Source organism: Paenibacillus sp. FSL R7-0272 (assembly GCF_037969905.1).
Taxonomy (GTDB): Bacteria; Bacillota; Bacilli; order Paenibacillales; family Paenibacillaceae; genus Paenibacillus; species Paenibacillus polysaccharolyticus.
In genome coordinates, this window is record NZ_CP150221.1 from 1,442,903 (window position 1) to 1,466,518 (window position 23,616).

General features: G+C 46.1%; 15 protein-coding genes. 13 read left to right on the forward strand and 2 right to left on the reverse strand.

Going from position 1 to position 23,616, the window contains the following annotated elements:
- Positions 1–49: 49 nt before the first annotated feature.
- From MKY23_RS06180 to MKY23_RS06215, 8 genes are all read left to right on the forward strand, one after another.
- Positions 50–178: a hypothetical protein gene (locus MKY23_RS06180; RefSeq protein WP_261769367.1), complete on the forward strand. Its 129-nt coding sequence runs from the start codon at positions 50–52 to the stop codon at positions 176–178.
- On the forward strand, positions 175–1,179 hold the full coding sequence (locus tag MKY23_RS06185; RefSeq protein WP_154890804.1) for an ABC transporter permease: 1,005 nt from the start codon (positions 175–177) through the stop codon (positions 1,177–1,179). Before MKY23_RS06180 ends, MKY23_RS06185 begins: the two co-directional genes overlap by 4 nt.
- A gap of 127 nt (positions 1,180–1,306) precedes the next feature.
- A complete protein-coding gene (nikC, locus tag MKY23_RS06190) occupies positions 1,307–2,206 on the forward strand; it encodes a nickel transporter permease (protein ID WP_090918316.1) in 900 nt (299 codons plus the stop codon).
- Between the two features lie 340 nt (positions 2,207–2,546).
- On the forward strand, positions 2,547–4,430 hold the full coding sequence (gene htpG / locus MKY23_RS06195; RefSeq protein ID WP_154958560.1) for a molecular chaperone HtpG: 1,884 nt from the start codon (positions 2,547–2,549) through the stop codon (positions 4,428–4,430).
- Positions 4,431–4,717: 287 nt separating this feature from the next.
- Positions 4,718–6,133 carry a dGTP triphosphohydrolase gene (gene dgt, locus MKY23_RS06200; RefSeq protein ID WP_339836342.1) on the forward strand — a complete coding sequence of 472 codons (1,416 nt, stop codon included), beginning with the start codon at positions 4,718–4,720 and terminating at the stop codon, positions 6,131–6,133.
- Positions 6,134–6,255: 122 nt separating this feature from the next.
- On the forward strand, positions 6,256–7,236 hold the full coding sequence (locus MKY23_RS06205) for an MsnO8 family LLM class oxidoreductase (protein ID WP_339839277.1): 981 nt from the start codon (positions 6,256–6,258) through the stop codon (positions 7,234–7,236).
- 291 nt (positions 7,237–7,527) lie between these two features.
- Positions 7,528–9,240 carry a methyl-accepting chemotaxis protein gene (locus MKY23_RS06210; protein ID WP_090918310.1) on the forward strand — a complete coding sequence of 571 codons (1,713 nt, stop codon included), beginning with the start codon at positions 7,528–7,530 and terminating at the stop codon, positions 9,238–9,240.
- Positions 9,241–9,418: 178 nt separating this feature from the next.
- On the forward strand, positions 9,419–10,369 hold the full coding sequence (locus MKY23_RS06215) for an RNA methyltransferase (protein WP_339836347.1): 951 nt from the start codon (positions 9,419–9,421) through the stop codon (positions 10,367–10,369).
- 150 nt (positions 10,370–10,519) lie between these two features.
- On the opposite strand, the gene MKY23_RS06220 is transcribed toward MKY23_RS06215, so the two are convergent.
- The gene (locus tag MKY23_RS06220; RefSeq protein ID WP_339836350.1) at positions 10,520–11,476 is read right to left on the reverse strand and encodes a D-2-hydroxyacid dehydrogenase; all 957 of its coding nucleotides are present in this window, start codon (positions 11,474–11,476) and stop codon (positions 10,520–10,522) included.
- 198 nt (positions 11,477–11,674) lie between these two features.
- Between MKY23_RS06220 and thpR the strand changes: the two genes are divergently transcribed.
- Positions 11,675–12,277 carry an RNA 2',3'-cyclic phosphodiesterase gene (thpR, locus tag MKY23_RS06225; protein WP_339836353.1) on the forward strand — a complete coding sequence of 201 codons (603 nt, stop codon included), beginning with the start codon at positions 11,675–11,677 and terminating at the stop codon, positions 12,275–12,277.
- A gap of 130 nt (positions 12,278–12,407) precedes the next feature.
- Positions 12,408–13,265, forward strand: coding sequence for a cell wall hydrolase (locus MKY23_RS06230; RefSeq protein ID WP_339836356.1), 858 nt, complete (start codon positions 12,408–12,410; stop codon positions 13,263–13,265).
- A gap of 288 nt (positions 13,266–13,553) precedes the next feature.
- Here the strand turns inward: MKY23_RS06230 and MKY23_RS06235 are convergent, their stop codons facing one another.
- Positions 13,554–14,771, reverse strand: a complete 1,218-nt coding sequence (locus tag MKY23_RS06235) for a glycosyltransferase (protein ID WP_339836359.1) — start codon at positions 14,769–14,771, stop codon at positions 13,554–13,556.
- Between the two features lie 409 nt (positions 14,772–15,180).
- On the opposite strand from MKY23_RS06235, the gene MKY23_RS06240 reads away from it, so the two are divergent.
- The 3 genes from MKY23_RS06240 to gltB all read left to right on the forward strand — a co-directional run bounded on the left by MKY23_RS06240 (position 15,181) and on the right by gltB (position 23,490).
- A complete protein-coding gene (locus tag MKY23_RS06240; protein ID WP_090918298.1) occupies positions 15,181–15,771 on the forward strand; it encodes a TetR/AcrR family transcriptional regulator in 591 nt (196 codons plus the stop codon).
- A 158-nt stretch (positions 15,772–15,929) separates the two neighbouring features.
- Positions 15,930–18,212 carry a YhgE/Pip domain-containing protein gene (locus MKY23_RS06245; protein WP_339836363.1) on the forward strand — a complete coding sequence of 761 codons (2,283 nt, stop codon included), beginning with the start codon at positions 15,930–15,932 and terminating at the stop codon, positions 18,210–18,212.
- A 679-nt stretch (positions 18,213–18,891) separates the two neighbouring features.
- Positions 18,892–23,490, forward strand: a complete 4,599-nt coding sequence (gene gltB, locus MKY23_RS06250) for a glutamate synthase large subunit (RefSeq protein ID WP_154890815.1) — start codon at positions 18,892–18,894, stop codon at positions 23,488–23,490.
- The last annotated feature ends 126 nt before the right edge of the window (positions 23,491–23,616 follow it).

Sequence of the window (23,616 nt, forward strand, 5' to 3'; positions counted from 1 at the left end):
ATAAATGAAACGCAAGTGTTAAACCAAGTTATGCGCTGGCGGACATGCAATGCTTATTAGATTCTACATCCGGGTCGTAACGAGCCAAAGCATACGTGTTCGCCAGCGCTATTTCTTTGATTTTGCCAAAGTTGAAATCATGCAGATGAACCCTTTAGGGCAGGTGATCTGGAAGTGAACAGCTATATTGTCAAACGTGTGCTGGTACTGCTGCCCGTTTTGCTGGGCATGACGTTGATCGTTTTTTCCATCATTCATGCAATACCCGGTGATCCGGCCGAGACGATTCTGGGGCAAAAAGCAACGGAACAATCCAAGCAAGCTCTCCGGGATCAGCTCGGACTGGACAAACCCTGGTTCCAGCAATATTTCGCCTATCTAGGCGACTTGCTGAAAGGGGATCTGGGCACATCTATTCGCACCAAGGTACCTATTGCCCAGGAAATCGTGCCTTATCTGACAGCGACACTCGAACTTACGATGGCAAGTATGTTGTTTGCTGTCATTATTGGTGTGAATGCAGGGATTGTCAGTGCTTGGAAGCACAACTCCTGGTTTGATTACTGCTGCATGGTAATTGCGCTTGTAGGGGTATCCATGCCGATTTTTTGGCTCGGGTTGATGGAGCAATGGCTGTTTGCCAACAAACTGCAATGGCTACCGTCCATTGGACGAATGAACGCACGTGATCCGGTGGATACGATTACAGGTTTGTATGTGCTGGACACGATGCTTGCAGGACGCTGGGATCAGCTGTGGACGGTGACCAAACATCTGATTCTCCCAAGTGTGGCGCTGGGCACCATCCCGATGGCTGTGATTGCGCGCATGACACGTTCCAGCATGCTGGAAGTGATGAGTTCCGATTATATTCGTACCGCCAAGGCGAAAGGATTGGGGCCGTTTTTTGTCGTATACGGGCACGCGCTGAAGAATGCATTTATCCCCGTGCTGACTGTTATCGGCATTCAAACGGGGTCTCTGCTGGGTGGCGCTGTGCTGACGGAAACGATTTTTGCCTGGCCGGGTGTAGGGCGTTACATATATGAAGCGATTAGTTCACGGGACTATCCTGTGATTCAGAGCGGAATCCTGATCGTGGCTTTCTTTTTTGTATTGATTAATCTGATCGTAGATTTGCTCTATGCGGTGTTTGACCCAAGAATCAGTTACAAGTAGGAGGGACAGGATAGCAGAGCAAAGCATCCTACGATACAACGATAAAGTCCCGATGGCTGGTTTATTCTTCTGTGTAAACAAACCGTTTATCTCTTCCATTATCTAAGTTCAGCAAAGGAGAACCTGTATGGCCAAATTGTCGACCAATACCGGACAAACCGTTGACGCAGTCAGCGCGAGTAGATCGGGTCCCTGGCGTGAGGCGTGGAGGACGTTTCGACGGAATCGGCTTGCGTTGGCAGGGTTGATCATTATTCTTTTTTTCATCGTATTAGCCTTCCTTGCCCCCTATATTGCGCCCTATGATTACAAAGAGCAGGTACTACAGGACAGGCTTCAAGCTCCATCGGCTGAGCACTGGTTCGGAACGGATGACCTGGGACGGGATGTGTTTTCCCGTGTAATTCATGGCGCAAGAATATCGCTGTGGGTTGGATTTTTCTCCGTCATTGGGTCTATTGTTGCTGGAGCACTTCTTGGACTGGTTGCGGGGTTCTATGGAAAATGGGCGGACATGCTGATCTCGCGTCTGTTTGATATTTTGCTGGCATTTCCGGGCATCTTGCTGGCGATCGCGATTGTCGCGATTCTGGGCCCTTCTTTGCAGAATGCGTTGCTCGCCATTGCGATCGTGAATATTCCAACGTATGGACGGTTGGTGAGATCGCGTGTACTTAGCTTGCGGCAGGAAGAGTTTATTACATCGGCACGGACATTGGGAGCGGGGAACGGCCGAATCTTGTTTCGACACATTTTACCAAACAGTCTTACGCCCCTTATTGTGCAAGGTACCCTCGGAATCGGTACAGCGATTATCGAGGCAGCGGCGCTCGGATTTCTAGGTATGGGTGCGCAACCACCGGACCCGGAGTGGGGTAAGATGCTTTCGGATTCACGTCAGTACATCCAAAAGGCTCCGTGGACGCTCATCTTTCCCGGTCTTTCCATTATGCTGACGGTACTTGGTTTCAATCTGATGGGCGATGGCCTGCGTGACACTCTTGACCCAAAGATGGCGAAGAAATAACCGATATCACCCAACCGTCCCGAATTTGAATTCGTGGCGGTTTTTGTATTGCTGGAGCAAGTGCGTTACACTGGGAAGAGTGGTTGTCAGTATAGAAGTTTAATCGGTTTTTTACAGAATGAAATCCATGATTTTGTTAAAATAACCGTCTTCGTATTGACACCCAATTTTCCCATATGTTATATAAAAAGAAGGGTTTAGCACTCTGAGTCTTTGAGTGCTAACAAATGAAGCTAATATACACCACTACATATGGAATGGTTCAGTCACATATGGCTCAGCTTGCCTCTGTACTCAACTGAATCATTTGATACCCAAATTCGAAAGGAGCACTTCATTCATGGCGGTTAAAAAAGAATTTCAGGCAGAATCCAAACGTTTGCTGGATATGATGATCAACTCCATTTACACACAGAAAGAAATTTTCCTCAGAGAACTGATCTCCAACTCCAGTGATGCCATCGACAAAATATATTACAGAGCATTGACGGACGACACGCTCGTTTTCAACAAAGAGGACTATTATATCAAGCTTACCATTGACAAGGAAAATCGCACACTTACCCTTACCGATACCGGGATTGGTATGACACAGGAAGAGCTGGAGAACAACCTCGGAGTCATTGCGAAGAGTGGTTCCCTGGCATTCAAAAAAGAAAACGAAGCCAAAGACGGCCATAACATTATCGGTCAATTCGGGGTAGGTTTCTACTCGGCGTTCATGGTGGCGGACAAGCTGACGGTAACGAGTAAAACGCTGGGCAGCAACGAAGCTTGGAAATGGGAATCCGAAGGTGCTGACGGGTACACGATTACACCTGCGGAAAAAGATACCGTGGGTACAGAAATCGTTCTAACGATTAAACAAAATACCGAAGAAGACTCGTATGACGAGTTTTTGGAAGAATACCGCCTGAGATCCATCATCAAGAAATACTCTGACTTCATTCGTTATCCAATCAAAATGGATGTGACCAATCACCGTCCGAAGGAAGGTACGGAGAACGAGTTCGAGGATTACAAGGAAGAACAAACGGTCAACAGCATGGTGCCGATCTGGCGTAAAAATAAAAGCGAACTGACCGAAGAAGACTACACCAACTTCTATATGGAGAAACGGTACGGTTTTGACAAACCGCTGAAACATCTGCACATTAGCGCGGACGGCGCTGTAGTGTACAATGCGATCCTGTTTATTCCGGAGAATACACCGTTTGACTACTACACCAAAGAGTATGAAAAAGGTCTGGAGTTATACTCCAACGGCGTATTGATCATGGATAAGTGCGGCGACCTGTTGCCAGATTACTTTGGTTTTGTCAAAGGGATGGTGGATTCCGAGGATCTGTCTCTGAACATCTCACGTGAGATGCTTCAACACGACCGCCAGCTTAGCCTGATTGCGAAGAATATCAAAAACAAAATCAAAGGCCAACTGCAAAGCCTGCTCAAAGACGAGCGCGAGAACTACGAGAAGTTCTATCAAGCGTTTGGTCGTCAGCTGAAGTACGGCGTATACAGCGATTATGGCGCAAACAAAGATACATTGCAGGATCTGTTGCTGTTCACGTCTTCTAAAGAGAGCAAGCTTGTGAGCCTGGACGAATACGTCTCCAGAATGCCGGAAGATCAGAAGTATATCTATTATGCTGCGGGTGAGTCCATCAGCCGAATCGAGAAACTGCCACAGATCGAGGGCGTATTGGAAAAAGGGTACGAAGTGCTCTACTTCACCGACGATATCGATGAATTCGCGATCAAAATGATTACGAATTACAAGGAGAAAGAGTTTAAATCCATCTCCAGTGGTGATCTTGGTATTGAAGACAGTGCGGAAAAAGAAGAGACTGAAGCGCAGGACAATGACAACAAAGAATTGTTCGAAGCGATGCAGACACAGCTGGAGGGCAAAGTTAAAGCGGTGAAAGCGTCCAAACGTCTTCGCAGCCACCCGGTATGTTTGTCCACCGAGGGTGATTTGACGATTGAGATGGAGAAAGTGCTGAAAGCTATGCCAAACAGCGGAGATGTTCAAGCGGATAAAGTGCTGGAAATCAACGTGAACCATGATGTGTTCAAATCGTTGAAAGATGCTTTTGCACAGGATAAAGAGAAGCTCAGCCTGTATACCAGCCTCTTGTATCACCAAGCATTACTGATTGAAGGATTGCCGATTCAAGACCCGGTAGAGTTTACGAATGATATCTGCAAGGTGATGGTGTAAGTCTGCTAGATTTAAAACTTCATTTGAAGTTTAACCCGACAAGACGTCATTCGTCTGTCGGGTTTTCTTTTATATCGAGGTAACTACTCACCGGCTCAACTATCGACGTACAGTTCTTCATTCTATGCACAGACAGTAGTCTTGCAGGGTATAATATACATAGAGAGGACTGTGCATCATATGTTGATGTAAGAAGAGATGACATGACAGACGGATTTTGCTTTTCGAAACCGCAGATGTTGTGTATAATCACTCAAAATAGAGACAGTCGGCTAGGAGTGATCTACATGCAATGGCATGATCTGAGAGAACATAGACAATACCCTGAACTTACCAAGCTGGAGGGCTCTCGTGCAGCGTATGAGCGAGACTATTCCCGATTGATTCATTCCCCAACGTTCCGGAGACTGCAGGGCAAATCGCAAGTGTTTGGCGCAGGTACGGGTGATTATTACCGGACACGTCTGACCCATTCCCTTGAGGTGGCACAGATTGCGCGAGAAGCGGCGAGAAGCCTGTTGCGTCATTACCCGGAGGTAGATTGGGGCCGGGCAGAGAACCCCGGTCTGATTATCGATTCGGAAGTTGTAGAATGTGCGGCGATCGCACATGACTTTGGTCATCCACCTTTTGGACATAAAGGGGAAGAAGTGCTCGATGGCATTTTGGATGATCTGATCAACAGTGAGACGAAGAAGATTATGAAAAAAAGTCGGGCCGCGAAAGCCCCTAAGGCTGAGTCTGACGTACGAGCGGAGCTCAAACGGAAATACGAGCATTTTGAAGGCAACGCACATAACTTCCGCCTGATCATGTATTTGGAGAAACGTGAAGATATCGACGGACTGAACTTGTCGGATGCTGTGCTGCTAGGGATCAACAAGTATCCGTACCCTGGAACAGAGAGCAAGAAAGGCATGTATCACCACGAGTGGCAGTACATTCGTGAGATTCGGGAGCGCTGGAACATCCCGGCGGGCAAGAAAACGCTCGAAGCACAACTGATGGATCTATGCGATGATATTGCGTACTCCGCACATGATCTGGAGGATGGCATCAAGGCAGGCAAAATCGAGGTGCATGAGCACTTTCTGCAAGACCAGCATGTCAACCGGCTCATCGTAGACAAAGTTACAACATTGGAGGATCTGTTCTGGAAGGGCTGGACAAGAGAGGCGATCGCGGAAAAAGTAGAAGAAGTCCTCGCATCGTTCCTGCGCATCTGGAATGAGAAAATGCCTTTCTGCGAGCATGATTACTCGCGTACTCGTCGTGAGGTAAAGGCCTATTGGGTCAGTCTTTTTGTCGGCAGTCTAGGAGTCATTGATGACGGGGATTGGAAAAAGGTAACCTTTGTCCGCGAAGGTGTAGAAGACCTTGACATGCTGCGCACCGTTAGTGTGCTTAAGAGCTTCGCCTGGGTGACGATGATTCGGGATCTGCGTGTTCAGCGTTTGCAGAAGCGCAGTGAGTGGATGATTAAACGGCTCTGGGATGCATTTCTCGATCCGGAAACGTCAAAATCCATCATTCCTTCCGATTGGTTGCAACGATATGAGAAGGATCAAGCCAAAGCACATCCGATCTGGACTTGGGAGCATATGGTGATTGATTACATTGCGGGGATGACCGATGCATTTGCCGAGAAAATTTATAATGAACTTTATGGCCTGAAGGTCGGTTCGATCTACGATCTGGACTAGGTGCAAAATCAAAGAGAGGCAAGAGATCAAAGGAGTTGTACAGTGTGGTTGCAAATTTAAGTGAAACCTTTACTGAGAGCTTAGGTGCCAGCACACAAGATTGTTTCGGAGAAAAGTTCAGTCTGGGAGTGCTGGATCTCGTTCCTAGACTTAATAGTGCATCCGCAGAACAAGCACTTCAGCAAGCGGTGCTTTTGGCTCAACAAGCTGAAGCATGGGGTTACACACGATATTGGACGTCTGAGCATCATGATATGCCTGAACTTGCTTCTGCTTCTCCTGAGGTGTTGCTATCTCATATTGGTGCAAAGACAGATACCATTCTGCTTGGGTCGGGAGCTGTTCTGCTTCCGCATTATAGTCCACTCAAGGTTGCAGAGTCGTTCCGTCTGCTGGCTTCACTCTATCCGGGACGGATCGAGCTCGGCTTAGGACGGGCTCCTGGCGGAGGACCTCATGCAACGATGGCGCTCAGTGGAAATTATTTGCAACATGTCTCGAACCTTCCCGCCAAACTGGCTTCGCTTACCGAATTGCTGGAAGACCGTTTTACGTATGAGGATGTTCCGGTTACAGCGCGTCCAGTTCCAGAAATTCCATTATCCTTATGGATGCTAGGGACCAATGTCAAAAGCGCAGTATATGCTGCGAAATTTGGTATGGGTTATGTTTTTGGACAGTTCATGAGTGATTCGGATGGAACTCAGGCTGTACGCCGCTATCGTGAGGAATTCGTGCCTAGTGCTGGGCTGAAGGAACCAGCAGTGATGGTGGCGCTCAGTGCAATGTGTGCGGCAACGGAGAACGATGCTTTAAGGTGGAGTCGTGAGATTGAGAACCAGCGCCAGGAAAGTCGTGAAGAGCACACAAATGAGCGAGATACCAACGTGGGTATCGTCAAGGCTAACCCTCAGAGTTTTTTTGTCCATAAAGAGGACAACGAGGTGAAGCGGCATATTGCTGGCACACCCGAACAAGTATGGCAGTACATTCGGCAAGCAGGGCAGAGGCTTAATACCAACCAGATACTCTTGGTAACGGCTGGTCCTGATTATGAACGTAGGCTGGAGTCCTACCGCTTGTTAAAATCTAGAATGAGTTAAAGGGCAAATTGAATCTAACTAAACCTGATCAAGTGTTAGGGGGATGTTAAGATGGCGATGAGCTGCAGATCTGAATCATACAGATGTTGCAGCTCATTTTTAATTCGATAAAGTTCAACAAAATTTCATAGATTACAGCGTTTACCGACAAAAGAATGCTATAATACTTTATCGCTATAATGCAGATAAATATAGAAGAGTGTAATTTGCAAGGGGCCAATAGATGGGTTTATTTGCGAGAAAAGCACTAAATTGTAAATGTGGCGAAAGTTGTCATGAGGGGGAAATTATATGTTTAGCCGATTTAAAATCAAGAGCATCGGTCTGCGTATCAGCATCGCATTTTATCTGTTAATCCTCTGTTTAATTATTCTGAGTGTTACCATCATTGGCCGGATGAATTCAATTGAGACTAACACAAATGACATTACAGGTAATTGGATGCCTTCGATCCAGAAGATCAACCAATTAAATTATTCAACCGAACATGTTTTGTCACTGAGTTATCGTTACTTTGACGCTGAGGAAGCGGACAAGTCCAAAATTAACGAAGAGCGCACTAAATATATTCGTGAAACTGCACAGACGATTGCCATCTACGATAAACAGGCAAAGTCTGCAGAAGAGAATGAGCACTGGACAGCGTTTAAGAGTAAATGGGAAGACTATCTTAAAATGAATGCACAAGCCATTCGGGTTAGTGACGAAGGACAGGCTCAGCTTGCCAAAGAAGTCGCTGACAAAGGATCTGCTTCCTTTGATTTGATGCAGGTTGATCTGGATTATCTCGTCAATTACAACCAGCAGCAATCAGATATTTCGGCAGCTCAAACCATTCGTTCTGTTCAAGATGGCAGGTTGTCTGTGCTCATAGGAGTGCTTGCGATGATTATCATTACTGCCATATTTGTTCCAATCATCCGCACACAGGTGGTTAAACCGTTGCTTCGTGTCATCAGTGCTGTTAAATTGATCGCGGAAGGTCAATTAAACGTGCAGGATGTACATACCAAACATGAAGATGAAGTGGGCGCCCTGGCGAAAGCAGTCAATGAGATGAAAGGTAACCTGACCTCGATGGTGATCAATGTAAGGCGTGTAGCTGAATCGGTGAATCGTCAGAGTAGCGAACTGGCGATTGCTTCGGAAGAAGTGAAGATCGGCAGTCAGCAAATTGCGATCACAATGGAGGAATCGGCTAAGGCAGCTGAGAGTCAGGCTCAGACCGCTGTGGAGTCGGCTCGCACAGTGGAAGATTTGAATATTCATATTCAACAACATGCGGAGCAGGGGAATCAGCTTCGTTCGATGTCCAAACAAGTGTTGGAGCAAGGGCAGAGCGGCCGCAAAGCGATGGAAGAATCCGTGCAACAGATGCAACAGATTGCTAGCGCAGTGTCTTCCTCAATGAGCAAAATGGAGCAGTTAAATCACAAAAATGAAGACATTTCCAAACTGGTTCTGGTAATTCATGACATCGCTCGTCAAACGAATTTGCTGGCGTTGAATGCTTCGATTGAGGCGGCACGGGCAGGAGAGAGTGGACGCGGTTTTGCCGTTGTCGCATCCGAGGTACGGAAGTTGTCTGAAGCCGTGCAGGCGTCTGTTGAAGAAATCACGACCATCACGCAAGATATTCAGCAGGATTCTCAAAGAGTAGTTAATGAACTGCGAGTAGGTGTTCAGGAGACAGAACTTGGGCAACAGCATGTGCTCACGTCAGGGGAGTTGTTCAGAACTATCAATACATCGGTTGAAGGTATGGTGGAGGTTATTGGTACCATGTCAGAAGGACTTTCAGGTATGGAACAGAGCAGTGGCCTGATGAATGACTTCAGTCAGCAGATTTCTGCAGTGTCTCAACAATCGGCGGCCAGTGTGGAGGAAGTCTCTGCTTCGGCTGAGGAACAAGTCGGTTCTATGGAGACCATCAGCAGTAATATTCAAACGTTGAAGGAACTGTCTGACGATCTGCTCACATCCATTGAAAAATTAAAAGTATAAGCCGTTCTTTATAATAGAAGAAACAGGGTAAAACGATTGTTTGAAAAGGTGGATTTGTGGTCAGATTTTGAATGTAAGACCAGGTCCTAAAATTAAGGTTGAAAGGGATATCCAGCAATGGGATCCCTTATTTTTTTGAAATAAACTTGAAAAGCAGAACCAAGAAATGAGGGTAATTATGATGGCAGCCAAATATGTATACATCTTCGCCTGTCATGAAAATGAACGTGAGTTATGCCATCTTGAATTGAGTACGTTGCTTAAGTTGGATTCAGAAATACGCATAACCAGTGGTTCTTATATTAGGTCTGAGCGGTGTATCCCGCCGGGAAGAAGTCCATTTATGCATGGACGGTTGAATGTATTGGGTGAAGGAGACTCGATTACGGAGCTGCTTCCTATAGCTCGAAACATTCGTTTGCAGCAGGATGAGACATTTAAGGTAGTTTGTCTAAAAGCAGGAGATACGCCACCTGACTATGCTCAGGCACGGAATTTTGAAAAAGAAGTCGGGATGTGCATCCATGGAAAAGCGCAGATGAAACAACCTAAAGTGACTTTCGGACTAATTAAAATAGGTCTAAAATGGATCTTGGGTCAGTGGACAGAAGCGGAAAAATCGTGGCAAAACCATCAGCAGAAGCCGCAAAACTACTCCACGGGCTTCGGTGTCACCTTAGCTAGGGCGCTGGTGAACGTTGCTGTTCCAGAGACGGAAAATCATCGTTTGCTGGATCCATGCTGTGGAATGGGAACGGTGGTCATTGAAGCTTTATCCATGGAAATTGATGCAGTAGGCAATGATCTTAATGCACTTGCTGTGCGCGGAGCAAAAGTTAATCTACCTCATTTCGGCTATGATGCCAATCGAATTACTTTGGGAGACATGAGGGATCTGGAAGGTGAGTATGATTCGGCAATTTTCGACATGCCCTATAATCTTTGTTCGGTTCTTCCCGATCAAGAACAGCGAGAGATGCTCCGGAAATTACGCAAGTTATGCAAACGAGCTGTCGTCGTATCCACAGAGTGGGTACAGGCTCACTTGCTGGAATCAGGATGGACGATAGAAAAGTACATAACGGTGCGTAAAGGCACATTTGTACGTCATGTCTGGGTGTGTATGTGATGATCTGGATGTGCATGTAATTATACGTTAGAGTGCATAATAAACACTCCACGAAGGAAGAAAGAATCCTTCGTGGAGTGTTTTTGTTCAGAATTCATCCAGAATGATCAAACATCATTTTGACAAGTTGCATGGGAACGGGTGTTTGTGTTAATATTTATGACTATAATCGACAAGATTGAGCGGAAGAGTTTTACCCGCAACGTAGGCTTCCAGATTTTTGATGAAAATATCGAGAGCGCGCTGCGTATATTGTTCTGTGCTTCCTGCAATGTGAGGTGTAATTAACACATTATCCATGCCCCATAGCGGGTGGTTTGCTGGAAGGGGTTCCTCTTCGAATACATCCAGAGCAGCGAAGGCAATTTTGTCGCTTTGCAGGGCGGCCAGCAATGCCTCCGTGTTTACGCTAGGGCCGCGACCTACATTGACAAAACACGCATCAGTCTTGAAATGGTTAAAGGTATTCTGATCGTAAATATGCCGGGTTTCATCGGTCAATGGCAGAATGTTAATCACATAGTCACCTTGGCTGAGAGCTTCAAGCAGTCCAGACATATCATACATACGGTCAACATGGGGCACGTCTTTTCCTGAGCGTCGTACTCCAATTGTACGCATGCCTAGTGCTTTTAATACACGGGCTGTTTCGGTACCAATCTCGCCGACTCCGACGATAACAGCTGTCTTACCATGTAACTCTGGCAGTGCTTTGCCAGGATTCTTCCATTCAGCCTGCTGCTGATGCAGCATAGCTTGTCTTAACCAACGACTGTGGGATAACATCATGCCCAGAATGATTTCTGTAATGGGAATGGCATGAACGCCGTTGGCACTGGTCACCTGAATATTTTTTTGTTGTAGCTGCGCGAATGGGAGATTATCTACACCGGCTGACCAGACCTGAATCCATTTCAAAGGGCTGTCCTGATGCAGTGCATGTTCAGTTACAAGAGGAGACCAGCCCAGTATAATTTCGGCTTCTTTTAATTCGCTCGGATCCAGATCCTTGGCTTTACCCACTTTGATCGTGTATCCTGGCGCAGCCTGCTGGATATGTTGCTGTTGTTCTTCGGATAGAGATGGAAAACATACGATTTTACCCATAATGGTGTGCCTCCTGAGATCGATGAATTAGTCTTGTCAAGTGTATCAGATTCAGTGTATCCTGTGCATGGAAATGGAAAATTCAGGAACGGAGTCTGATATGCAAAATCTATATTGTGTGTCACTCTATGTTTACCCAGCTTGAAATGATATGCATAGTTATGGAATAATAGAGCGAACTTTAGAGAGGTGTATGCAATGAATGCCCCAAAACTTCAAGAACATGCATCCAGACGGGAACGTCTGTTTATTGCTGTGCGTCTGCCTGAATCTGTTCAGCAGTTTCTTCATATGCAGGCCAAGTTAATACGGAACAAGCTTGATTTTCGTAAGTGGACTGACCCAAGAGACTATCATATTACCTTGCAATTCCTGGGGGATACGTTGATGAGTGATGTCGGTCATCTTCGAGTAGCTTTGCACAACGTAGCCGCTGATTTTCATACGTTTGACCTACAGCTATCGGAATGGGGAACATTTGGTCTGGAGAAAACACCGAAAGTTCTCTGGAGAGGTGTTAACGGAGATGTAGAGCGATTACATCACTTACAGCAAAAAATTGTAGAGGCTACAAAAAGTCTGGGTTTTGAAGCCGAGTTAAGACCTTATCGTCCACATGTTACTGTAGCCAGAAAATATCTTGGATCGCTTCCTGGTATGGAACATTCTGGAGTTTCCGAAATCGTTACAGAACATGCTTCTCATGGAAATTCATGGTCAGTAGACGGTTTTGTACTTTATGTGACAAGGCTTGGACAAACGCCAATGTATGAGACAGTGGATACGTTTTCATTTTCCTGAAAAACTTTTTAATACCATAAACTCACATTGACATTGTGTCTATCCCTATGTAATATTAGCCATCGTTATTCAAATTCTTTTTTTTTGGTTACTAAGATTAGGGAATTGTTTCGATAGGAGGAATCTTCGAATGGAAATTATAAGCAAGAATCGTTGGGTAGCACCGATGTTATCAGTGCTGCTTGTATGTATAGTGGGGGTAAATGTCGTTCAGGCGACGGGGAAATGGAATGAAGCGAGTGACAGTAAACAGATGACGGAGCTTGCGTCTTCGGCGCATAACAACCCATCATTGCCGCAAGACCAGAGGCGAATGATGGAAGATGGGACAAGTCTATCTTCTGACACGTCCGGACAATCCGTAACATGGACGAATGCTTTGCCAGCAAAAAACTGGCTTTTGACTGCTCAGGAAGAGCGCGAGAAACAGGAAGCTGCGGCTAAACAAAAAGCCCAAGCTATCGCTACAGCCAAAGCCAAAAAAGAAGCTGCTCTGAAATTGGCTAAAATGGAACATGCCAAAGCAGCGGCTGCGATGTCAACTCCCCCCCAACAACTTTACTTTACGCGGACCAAACTTTTGAATCAGGAAGATGCGAAACTCGCAACCTGGTCTTACAGTGTGTCCGATAAAGAGCTGCATCTGCTACAAAAAATTGTCATGGCAGAAGCGGAAGGCGAACCGTACAAAGGCAAAGTGGCAGTTGCCAACGTTGTCTTAAACCGGCTGCGGTCAGCCAATTTTCCCGATACCATTTACAAGGTTATCCATCAAAAATCACAGTTCAGCCCTGTGGCGAATGGACGACTAAAACGGGTAACCCCGAATGAAGATAGCATCAAAGCTGTGAATGCTGCGCTGAACGGCCAGAAGGAAGTGTCTGATGATACGTATTATTTTTTATCTTTGACGCTTGCTGATGATCTGACAGTGGCTCGTACGAAGAAGGAAGTAAAAACGATTGGGCATCATACTTTTTACAAGTAAAGTACCTTAAAATTCTGCAAACAGGCAGGGTAGTTAACAATGTGAGTGTCACATAAGCCCTGAATCTTGTAAAAATGCAGTTTTATTTCGTCGTTTTTGTAAGTATCTTTGATTGTAATTTACCCATTTTTTTGGTAGATCATACGATGAAATGCAATAGAAATAAAAAAGGTTCCCCTTCATTTCTGAAGGGGAACCTTTTTTGCGTTTTCGTATTCGTTTAAGCACTTGATTGATTGTGTATTGAATATTGCGTCCTCAGACCGATGCTAAGGCTCCTTAGAGGGATTATAAAGGCAGTCTGGTACCAGACAAAGGTCTGGTTGTAATACCCGCTGAGAAACGCTCTAGAGACGTAGTTGTAACTTCTGTTGTTGCAGGAAAGAGTAAATCGTGAACAGCTTGGGCACAACAGGTTGGATCATAAGCTGGTGAATGTCCTGTTATATACCTTTTGTTCTTCTTAGGTAGACTACCTTGCTTGTGCTGATTTTCAGACAAATCCCGGAATCGATTCGTTATGACATCCTTAGAGTGAATGATCTCTCCATATCCGGCTTGTACAAAATATTCGCAGTTCTCCTCTTCCTGTCCTGGCAGTGGAGGGATAAAGAGCATCGGAAGGCCTTTAGCCATCGCTTCCGTACATGTCATGCCTCCTGGCTTGGTGATCAGGACGTCTGAAACATCCATGAGTCTGCTGACTTCCTTCGTGTATCCCAGAATACGGATGTTGGGATGCTGGAAGCAAGGGATTTCTTTCATTTTGTCGATCATCTTTTGGTTGCTTCCGAGGCAGAAGATTAATTGAACCCGGTCTGCCCAGGATGCGAGAGTTTTCATATGTTCCTCGTCAAAAGAAAGCCCCCAACCGCCCCCCATAAGCAGAGCTGTTGGCATATTCTGCAGTCCCATCTCTTCTCTGAGCTTGACCTTATCCCCGGACTCCCAAAAATCAGGATGTACAGGAATACCTGTAGTCTGGATCTGAGAGGAAGGAACCCCCCGAATCTCTAACAGGGCTTTAACTTGAGGAGTGGATACGAGATATTTGTTTACCTCAGGGTTAATCCACGTCCCATGTACGTCATAATCCGTGATCAACGTATAGAGCGGAATATTCAGTCCTTGACGTTTAAGTCTGGAAATAACCGCATTAGGAAACGGATGGGTACAGATTACAATATCCGGCTTCAACTGGGATACGACCTGCGCCGTCTGGGTATAGAAGATACGGTGCAACGCCAGTTTGGTTAAGCCGTTTAAAGATTTGTTGTACTGTGTGCGGTACAACAGGCTGACAAGTTTGGGTTGAACCGATAGTGTCTTTCGATATGCAGAAAAGATCAGTGGAGCGACGGTAGGATTCAAAAATTTCCCTAGTTCAATAACACGACTGTGAACATGAGGACTTACTTTTTTGATGCCATGTGCCAGAGCATGAGCCGCCTGTGTATGACCAGTACCGAATCCTTCTGATAATAAGAGCACTCTTGGTTTTCGCATGAGTTCACCTTTATTCATAAGTTTGAGTTAAAATTAAAATTTGAATGAGAACAGTTTCGTACGTTTTAAGTAGGGACAGTTATGCTAGGTTTGTTACTAATGAATATACAGCAAAACACGGAATCATGTTTCATCCAAAAATATTTACACCGTATAACCTGATTTGAGACAGCAAACTTCAGTTATATGCGGATTGTTTGAGTCATCTTACACTATAGACGACGACGCTGACAGTTTCCACTGCATTTCGGTTAAAAAATATTAATACATTTTTTTATTGTTAGGCTTGCATTCTTATTTTCAAGGTGATATTGTAGTTTTTGACCGAATGACCGATTTGTATTTTTGGTCATTTTATAGAGAGCGATGGAATCACCCGTCACATTATATGAAGCAAGGAGGGGATAAAATGGCTCCGATCGACAGGAGACAGCAGGTGATTCATGCAGCCGCCCAGTCGTTTGCCATGTTTGGGTACAAAGCGACTACGATGGATCAAGTAGCCAAGATCGCCAATGTAGGCAAAGGCACAATCTACACCTTTTTCACCAATAAAGAACAGCTGTTTGATCAAATCCTGGTGGAAGTCATACAGGAGATGAAAAACATTGCGCAGCGTGAAGTGCATCAGGAAAGTGCTTTTTTTGATAATCTGTTTCGTGTACTCGATGCGCTGTTGGAATTCCGCCGTGATCACGAGTTGCTCGTGAAGTTGTCCCAGGAATTGAAGGATTTTGGAACATTACAGGCCAAAGAAGGTCTGGAAAAAGTCGAGAAGGTCATTTCCGATTTTCTGTCCCGTGAACTGGAGAAAGCCAGAGCTGGGGGAGAAATACGCGATTGCGATCCGCAAGTTGTTGCTTTTATGATGATTCGATTGTATATTGCATTAACTTCGGACTGGAGTAAACATCATGATCCGCTTAGCAAAGAGGAAATCAAGAACTACTTTCGTCTTTTCTTAATGGAAGGCATAGCTGCGATCAGTTCTGTTGATTGAAACTTGCTTGTCGAAAGACAAGTTTGTTTTTTGCTCTCAACTGACCGTTTGAGAGATTTGGTCATCACGTATTCCGGTAAAAATACCAGAGTTTTTCATTCTGTTTTCATATTGGTTATTCCTGCTGTCTAGCAGAGAGATTAAGGGGAGAAAATGACATGAAATCATTAAACGTGTTTTTCAAGGATTTGGGATCAGCCGTGAGAAACCCGAAGGTGTTGATCCCTGTAATTGCGATATTATTTATACCGATCCTGTACAGCGGCATTTATTTGGCGGCTTACTGGGACCCGTACGGTCGTGTTGATAAACTCCCGGTAGCCGTAGTTAACCTTGATAAAGGAGCCGAACTGGAAGGGAAGTCACTTCATGTAGGTAAAGACCTTATTGATGAACTGAAGAAAAATAAAGATTTCAAATGGGACTTTGTGGGTGCCGCTCAGGCTAAGGACGGCATGCAAAACGACAAGTATTACATGCAGATTACGATTCCAGAGAACTTCTCGTCCCAAGCCACAACATTGCTGGATGATAAGCCTGCACCAGCAGACTTGATCTATGAGCCGAACGGTAATTATAACTTTGTAGGTGCGCAAATCGGTAAAACGGCAATTAAAGATCTGAAGGCTAAAGTTTCAGCCAAAGTTACAGAGTCTTATGCAGAGACGCTATTAGATAAGTTCTCCGAAGTGTCGGATGGCTTGGCTGAAGCAGGCAACGGTGCCGGAGATTTGAAGACTGGTGCTGGAAAACTCGACGACGGGGCTGTGAAACTTAAAGATAATCTGGCTAAGCTTGCATCCGGCACGTTGAAACTTCAGGATGGACTAGCTCCATTAAGTAACGGAGTTACTGCACTGCATAATGGAGCTTCCAAACTTGAAAATGGAACGACAAGCTTAGTTTCAGGTTTACAGCAACTTCATGAAGCAGCTACGGGTCAGCTTCAAAGTGGTGCTGACCAGTTGAAAGAAGGAAGCGACAAGCTGGCCTCCGGCCTGCAATCTTCATTGGATGGCACAAACAAGCTACAAGCAGGTCTGCAATCATCCGAACAAGGCAGTGCGAAGCTGTCTGACGGTCTGCAATCGGCAGTTCAGGGCAGTGGAACATTGGCAACCGGCCTGCAATCCGCTGTGGATGGTAGCAGTAAAGTTGCCGATGGCGCACAGGGAGTAGCAGCCGGATTGAAACAATTGGCCGCAAGCAACCCGGAACTGGCAGCAAGTGCCGATGTTCAAAAGCTGATAGCAGCGAGTCAGGCTGTTGCTGACGGCAGTACACAGCTACATGAGAGCGAGCAGAAGCTGGCACAAGGCGCGGATCAACTCCACCAAGGTAATCAGCAGCTGGCTGCTGGCGCAACTGAACTGCATGGAGGCCAACAACAACTGCTTGCAGGTGCAAGTCAACTGGTTGATGGACAGAAGCAACTGCTTGCAGGTGCTGGACAGCTTAGTCAGGGCGGAGCCAAACTCTCAGGCGGCTTGCAACAATTCAGTAGCAAATTAGGTGAAGCAGCTACAGGCGGTACACAACTGGCAACTGGTGCGAAACAGCTAGGTACAGGTACAGCAGCATTGCAGACAGGTGTTGGTAAACTTAGCGGCGGTGTTTCATCTCTGGCTGATGGTTCCAAGCAACTGGGTGACGGAGCTGGTAAACTGGCTAATGGTCTTACAGAACTGAAAGACGGTTCTGGTGAACTGGCAACGAAGCTTAAGGATGCTGCTCAGAAAACATCCAAAGTGAAGAAAACAGATGAAGTTGTCAATATGTTTGCAGAACCGGTTAGCTCTTCCGAGAACAAGGCAGAGAACGTAAGTAATTACGGAACAGGCATGACACCATTTTTCCTGTCCATCGGTCTGTTTGTGGGATCACTGATCTCTACCATCGTTCTGAAAATGCGTGAAACGTCTGTACCTGGAGCAACAGGCTGGAATCGTTTCGTAAGCCGCACACTGATATTTGGTTCGGTGAGCATCTTCCAGTCGGTTATTGTAGCAAGCTTTATGCTATACGGTCTCGGACTAGAGACACATAGTACAGGACTGTTTTATCTGTTTACGATTATAACGGGTCTAACCTTCATGCTGATCGTTCAGGCGCTGGTTACTTGGCTAGATCTGCCTGGACGTTATGTAATCATCTTGTTATTGGTCTTCCAGCTTGCAGGAAGTGCGGGTACATTCCCAGTAGAACTGATTCCTTCATGGCTGCAATCCATTAGTCAGTGGCTACCAATGACACACAGCATTATGGGTCTCAGAGCCGTTGTCTCCAGCGGTAACTTCAATGTGATGTGGCATCAGGCTGAAATATTGAGCGTCTATGCAGCTATATCTGTGTTGCTTACGCTAACGTACTTCCTCCTGAACGGCCGACGTACTAAGAGAGAAGCTGAAGTTGCCGAAAGCGGTCAGCCTTTGACCGTATAATATTTAATGAAGCAAGACGACAATTCGCACAACTTTCTGCAAAAAAAAGTTAAAGCATATGTATCGAAATTATGCAATATAGTAGTCAAATAGTACAAATGGCCTGCGGCGCGAAATTAAGCTGCAGGCCATTTTGTATTCAATAGTATGAAAATAGAAAGTTATATTGGAAGCTGAAGCATGAAAATTGCGAAAATATGGTCAAACGTAGGCTGGATATGGAACGATTTTCTTTTATCAGCAATTAAAATCAGTTGTGCTCTGCTATAAAATGTGTATAATTATTCGAAAAAGAGATGTTTTTAAACGTCAATACACTAAAGCTGTACTGCAAAGCAATTCTTATCAGAGGTATTAAAAAGTTTAAATTGCGCTGATGTTAGGTCGGTGTTAAAATAATAGAACTATATCAAAAAACGTCGCTCCATCTTGAGTAGTCGTGCCAGCGGCTACATATTGTTGTATATATGCTGTTACCGGATCACCGGATTCAGTCCTTCGCAATAATCGCGGTCTTTACCGCAATACCAGGCTTACAACAGATGGCTCAAGCTATCACCTCTCCATCTCAGCAGGCAGGCTTATCGCAAGCGAAATGCCAGCTCCTCCCGTTTCAATGTTGCCTGTTGTTATGTTCTTGATCTTTCCGAAATACTTCATTATAGAAAGGTTGCGTTCCATGAGACACATCGGATTACCTCCAAAACAAGGTCTGTATGACCCACAATTCGAAAAAGATGCATGTGGTATGGGTTTTGTTGCCAACATCAAAGGAGTACCTTCACACGATATCGTTAGTCAAGCACTGACCATGCTCAGTAATATGGAGCACCGTGGGGGTCAGGGAAGTGAACCGAATTCCGGTGACGGAGCAGGCATCCTGATTCAGATTCCACATCGTTATTTTGCAAAGGAAGCAGATCGACTCGGTTTTGCATTGCCTGAACAGGGATTCTATGGCGTGGGCATGTTGTTCCTGTCTCATGATCCGGCAGTCCGTACTGCACATGAAGAGAGCCTGAAGAAGATTATTGAAGAAGAAGGACAGACCTTCCTGGGCTTCCGGGATGTACCTACGTATGATGAGATGCTGGGCCGTTCTGCATTGGCAGCGAAGCCTTATGTACGTCAGGTGTTTATCGGAAGATCAGATGAAGTGAAAGATGAACTTGCATTTGAACGCAAATTGTATGTCATCCGCAGACGTGCTGAACTGGCCATTCGTTATTCTGCAGACGAGGCGGAAGGAGAGTCATTCTACTTGCCAAGTTTGTCATGCCGTAAAGTGGTCTACAAAGGCATGTTGACAACCGAGCAGGTCGGCAAGTTCTATCTGGATTTGCAGGAAGAGCTGGTTGAGTCAGCGATTGCACTCGTACACTCCCGTTTCAGTACAAACACCTTCCCGAGCTGGGAGCGTGCTCACCCGTATCGTTTCATGATCCACAACGGTGAGATCAACACGATGCGTGGTAACGTGAACTGGATGCATGCACGTCAGTCCTTGTTCGAAAGCGAACTGTTCGGCGATGATATTGCGAAAGTAAAACCGGTTATTAATCCGGACGGTTCAGATACAGCGATGTTTGACAACACGCTGGAATTCCTGTACCTAAGCGGACGCTCCCTGCCACACGTGGCGATGATGATGGTTCCTGAGCCATGGAGCACTGATGAAGGGATGGACCCTGCGAAAAAGGCATTCTATGAATACCACAGCACGATGATGGAGCCATGGGATGGCCCTGCGGCTATGGCATTTACAGATGGTTTACAGATCGGTGCTACGCTTGACCGTAACGGTTTGCGACCTGCCCGTTATTATGTAACGAAGGATGACCGAATCATTCTTTCTTCCGAAGTCGGTGTTCTGGATATCGCACCGGAAGACATTCTGTACAAAGATCGTCTGCGCCCAGGACGGATGTTGCTCGTAGATACTCAAGAGGGCCGTATTATCTCTGATGAAGAAGTCAAAGCACTCATTGCTGCAGAGAATCCTTATGAGGATTGGCTTGAAGAGCACTTGATGGATCTGAACGAATTGCCGGAAGCACCGGAGCTTCCAGACCCTAAACATGACAATGTTACGCAACTTCAACTGGCTTACGGATATACATTTGAAGAACTGCGCAAAGTGTTGGAGCCAATGGCATCTACAGGGATGGAAGCTACAGGTTCCATGGGTTATGATGCACCTCTGGCTGTTCTGTCAGATCGTCCGCAACGCCTGTATAACTACTTTAAACAGATGTTTGCACAGGTAACCAATCCGCCGATTGACGCGATTCGTGAAGAGATCGTTACCTCTACAGCGACAACGATTGGTCCGGAGCGTAACCTGCTTAACCCTGAACCGGAGAGCTGTCGCCAGATTCGTCTGGATACACCGGTATTGTCTAATGAAGACTTTGCGAAGATCCGCCATGTTCGTCGTCCGGGCTTCCGTTCCATGACAATCCCGATCTTCTTCACCGCTGCAGAGGGAGCGGAAGGGTTGCGTAAAGCAATGGACTTGCTCTTTGAAGCGGCAGACCGTGTCATCGACAAAGGACATAATATTCTGATCTTGTCTGACCGCGGTGTGGATGCCGAGAATGCAGCAATCCCGGCATTGCTGGCTGTAGCAGGTCTGCATCACCATCTGATTCGTCAGGGTACAAGAACGAAAGTCAGCATTTTGCTCGAATCGGGAGAACCACGTGATATTCACCACTACGCATTGCTTCTGGGTTATGGCGTAAGTGCGGTTAACCCTTATCTGGCATTTGAAACACTGGATGATATGATTCAGCAAGGTTTGCTGCGCGGTATTTCCCATGAGAAAGCCGTTAAAAACTACATTAAAGCCGCAACAAAAGGCGTTATTAAAATATTGTCCAAAATGGGAATCTCCACGATCCAATCGTATCGCGGTGCTCAAATTTTTGAAGCCGTTGGTCTGAAATCAGATTTCGTTGACCGTTACTTCACTTGGACACCTTCACGAATCGGTGGTATCGGTCTGGAGGAAGTAGCAGCAGAGGCGCTGACACATCACAACCGTGCCTTCACGGATAAAGACGGCAATGATAAAGTGCTGGATTCCGGCGGTGAATACCAATGGCGTAATGACGGGGAAGAGCATTTGTTCAACCCGCAAACGATCCACACGTTGCAACACGCTGTACGTACGGGCGACTACAAGCTCTACAAAAAGTATTCCAAACTCGTACAGGGTGAGAATGATCAATTGCTTACGATTCGCTCTATGCTGAAGCTGAAACCGGTCGGAGCATCCATTCCGCTCGAAGAAGTGGAATCGGTGGAAAACATCATGCGTCGTTTCAAAACGGGTGCAATGTCCTTCGGTTCGATCAGTAAAGAAGCTCACGAAGATTTGGCAATTGCCATGAACCGTGTAGGCGGTAAATCCAACACAGGTGAAGGCGGAGAAGATCCAGCTCGTTTCGTGAAAGACAGCAATGGGGATTCCCGTCGCAGTGCGATCAAACAAGTTGCATCCGGACGTTTTGGTGTAACTTCCAACTATCTGGTCAACGCTGACGAGATTCAGATCAAAATGGCACAAGGGGCTAAACCAGGTGAAGGCGGACAGTTGCCAGGTCGTAAGGTATATCCTTGGGTAGCAGAAGTTCGTGGTTCTACACCAGGTGTAGGTCTGATCTCACCGCCGCCGCATCACGATATCTATTCGATTGAGGACTTGGCTGAGTTGATCTATGACTTGAAAAATGCTAATCCGCGTGCCGAAATTAACGTGAAGCTGGTATCTGAAGTGGGTGTCGGAACGATTGCTGCAGGTGTAGCTAAAGGTCGTGCGGATATTATCCTGGTCAGCGGTTACGACGGCGGTACAGGGGCATCTCCTCAAGGTTCCATCCGTCATGCCGGTATGCCGTGGGAGCTTGGACTTGCAGAGACACATCAAACGTTGATGCTGAACAATCTGCGTGATCGTGTTGTTCTTGAAACAGATGGTAAAATGTTGAACGGGCGTGACCTGGCGATTGCAGCGTTGCTTGGAGCCGAAGAATATGGTTTCTCTACTGCACCACTCGTTGCACTGGGCTGTATCATGATGCGTGTCTGCCAAATGGATACTTGTCCAGTTGGTGTGGCAACACAAAATCCGGAACTGCGTAAAAACTACATGGGAGACCCTGAACATGTCGTAAACTTTATGCGTTTCGTTGCTGAAGACATGCGTGAGATTATGGCTGATCTTGGATTCCGTACCATTCAGGAAATGGTTGGACGTACAGATTGCCTCGAAACGGTAGAAGCTGTGGATCACTGGAAGAAAAAAGGTGTGGATCTGTCGGTATTGCTACATGTGCCTGAACTGCCAGAAGGCGCTGCACGTTACCGTACACAGCATCAGAATCACCAACTGGAAGAAACGCTGGATATGCAACAACTCGTGCCACTCGCACAGCCAGCTATTGAATCTGGTCAACCTGTAGAAGCGGTTCTGCCAATCACCAACGTGAACCGTGCAGTGGGTACCATCCTGGGTAGTGAGATTACACGTAAGTATGGTCTTGCTGGTTTGCCTGAGGATACGGTTAAATTTAAATTTGTCGGCTCCGCTGGACAAAGCTTTGGTGCTTTTGTACCAAAAGGTATGACGCTCACGGTTGAAGGAGACTCTAACGACTACGTGGGTAAAGGACTGTCGGGAGGCAAGCTGATCGTTATGCCTTCACCAAAAGCGACATTTGAAGCGGAGAATAACATCATTATCGGAAACACTGCTTTATATGGGGCGACTAGTGGGGAAGCGTATATCCGCGGTATTGCTGGTGAACGTTTCGCTGTACGTAACTCCGGAGCTAAAGTCGTTGTTGAAGGTGTAGGCGATCATGGCTGTGAATACATGACAGGCGGGCGTGTCGTAGTACTCGGCGATACAGGTCGTAACTTTGCAGCAGGGATGTCTGGAGGTATTGCTTACGTGTATGATCCAAAAGGCACATTCCTGCAACGCTGCAATCTGGAAATGGTTCTTTTGGAGCGTGTAGAAGATACTGCCGAAAGTGCAGATCTACGTGGCATGATTCAACGGCACGTAGCACTCACTGGAAGTGATGCAGGTCAGCGTATCCTGGATACATGGCAGGATTCCCTGAATCAATTTGTTCGTGTCATTCCGAAGGACTTCAAACGTATGACGGAACAGATCGAGCGTGTACAGGCAACAGGTCTGACAGGTGAAGCCGCTTTGCTGGCCGCATTTGAAGCAAATATGCGTGAGCTTGCGCGCACCGGAGGGTAATGTTTCGTTTATTTTCCTAATAAAAGAAAAGATTTAAAACAAAAGGAGTCTTATAGCCGCCAGAACGGCGTTATAAGGCTCCTTTTTGCTTTCGACAAAATTAGAACCCGCTCAAAAAACGTTATC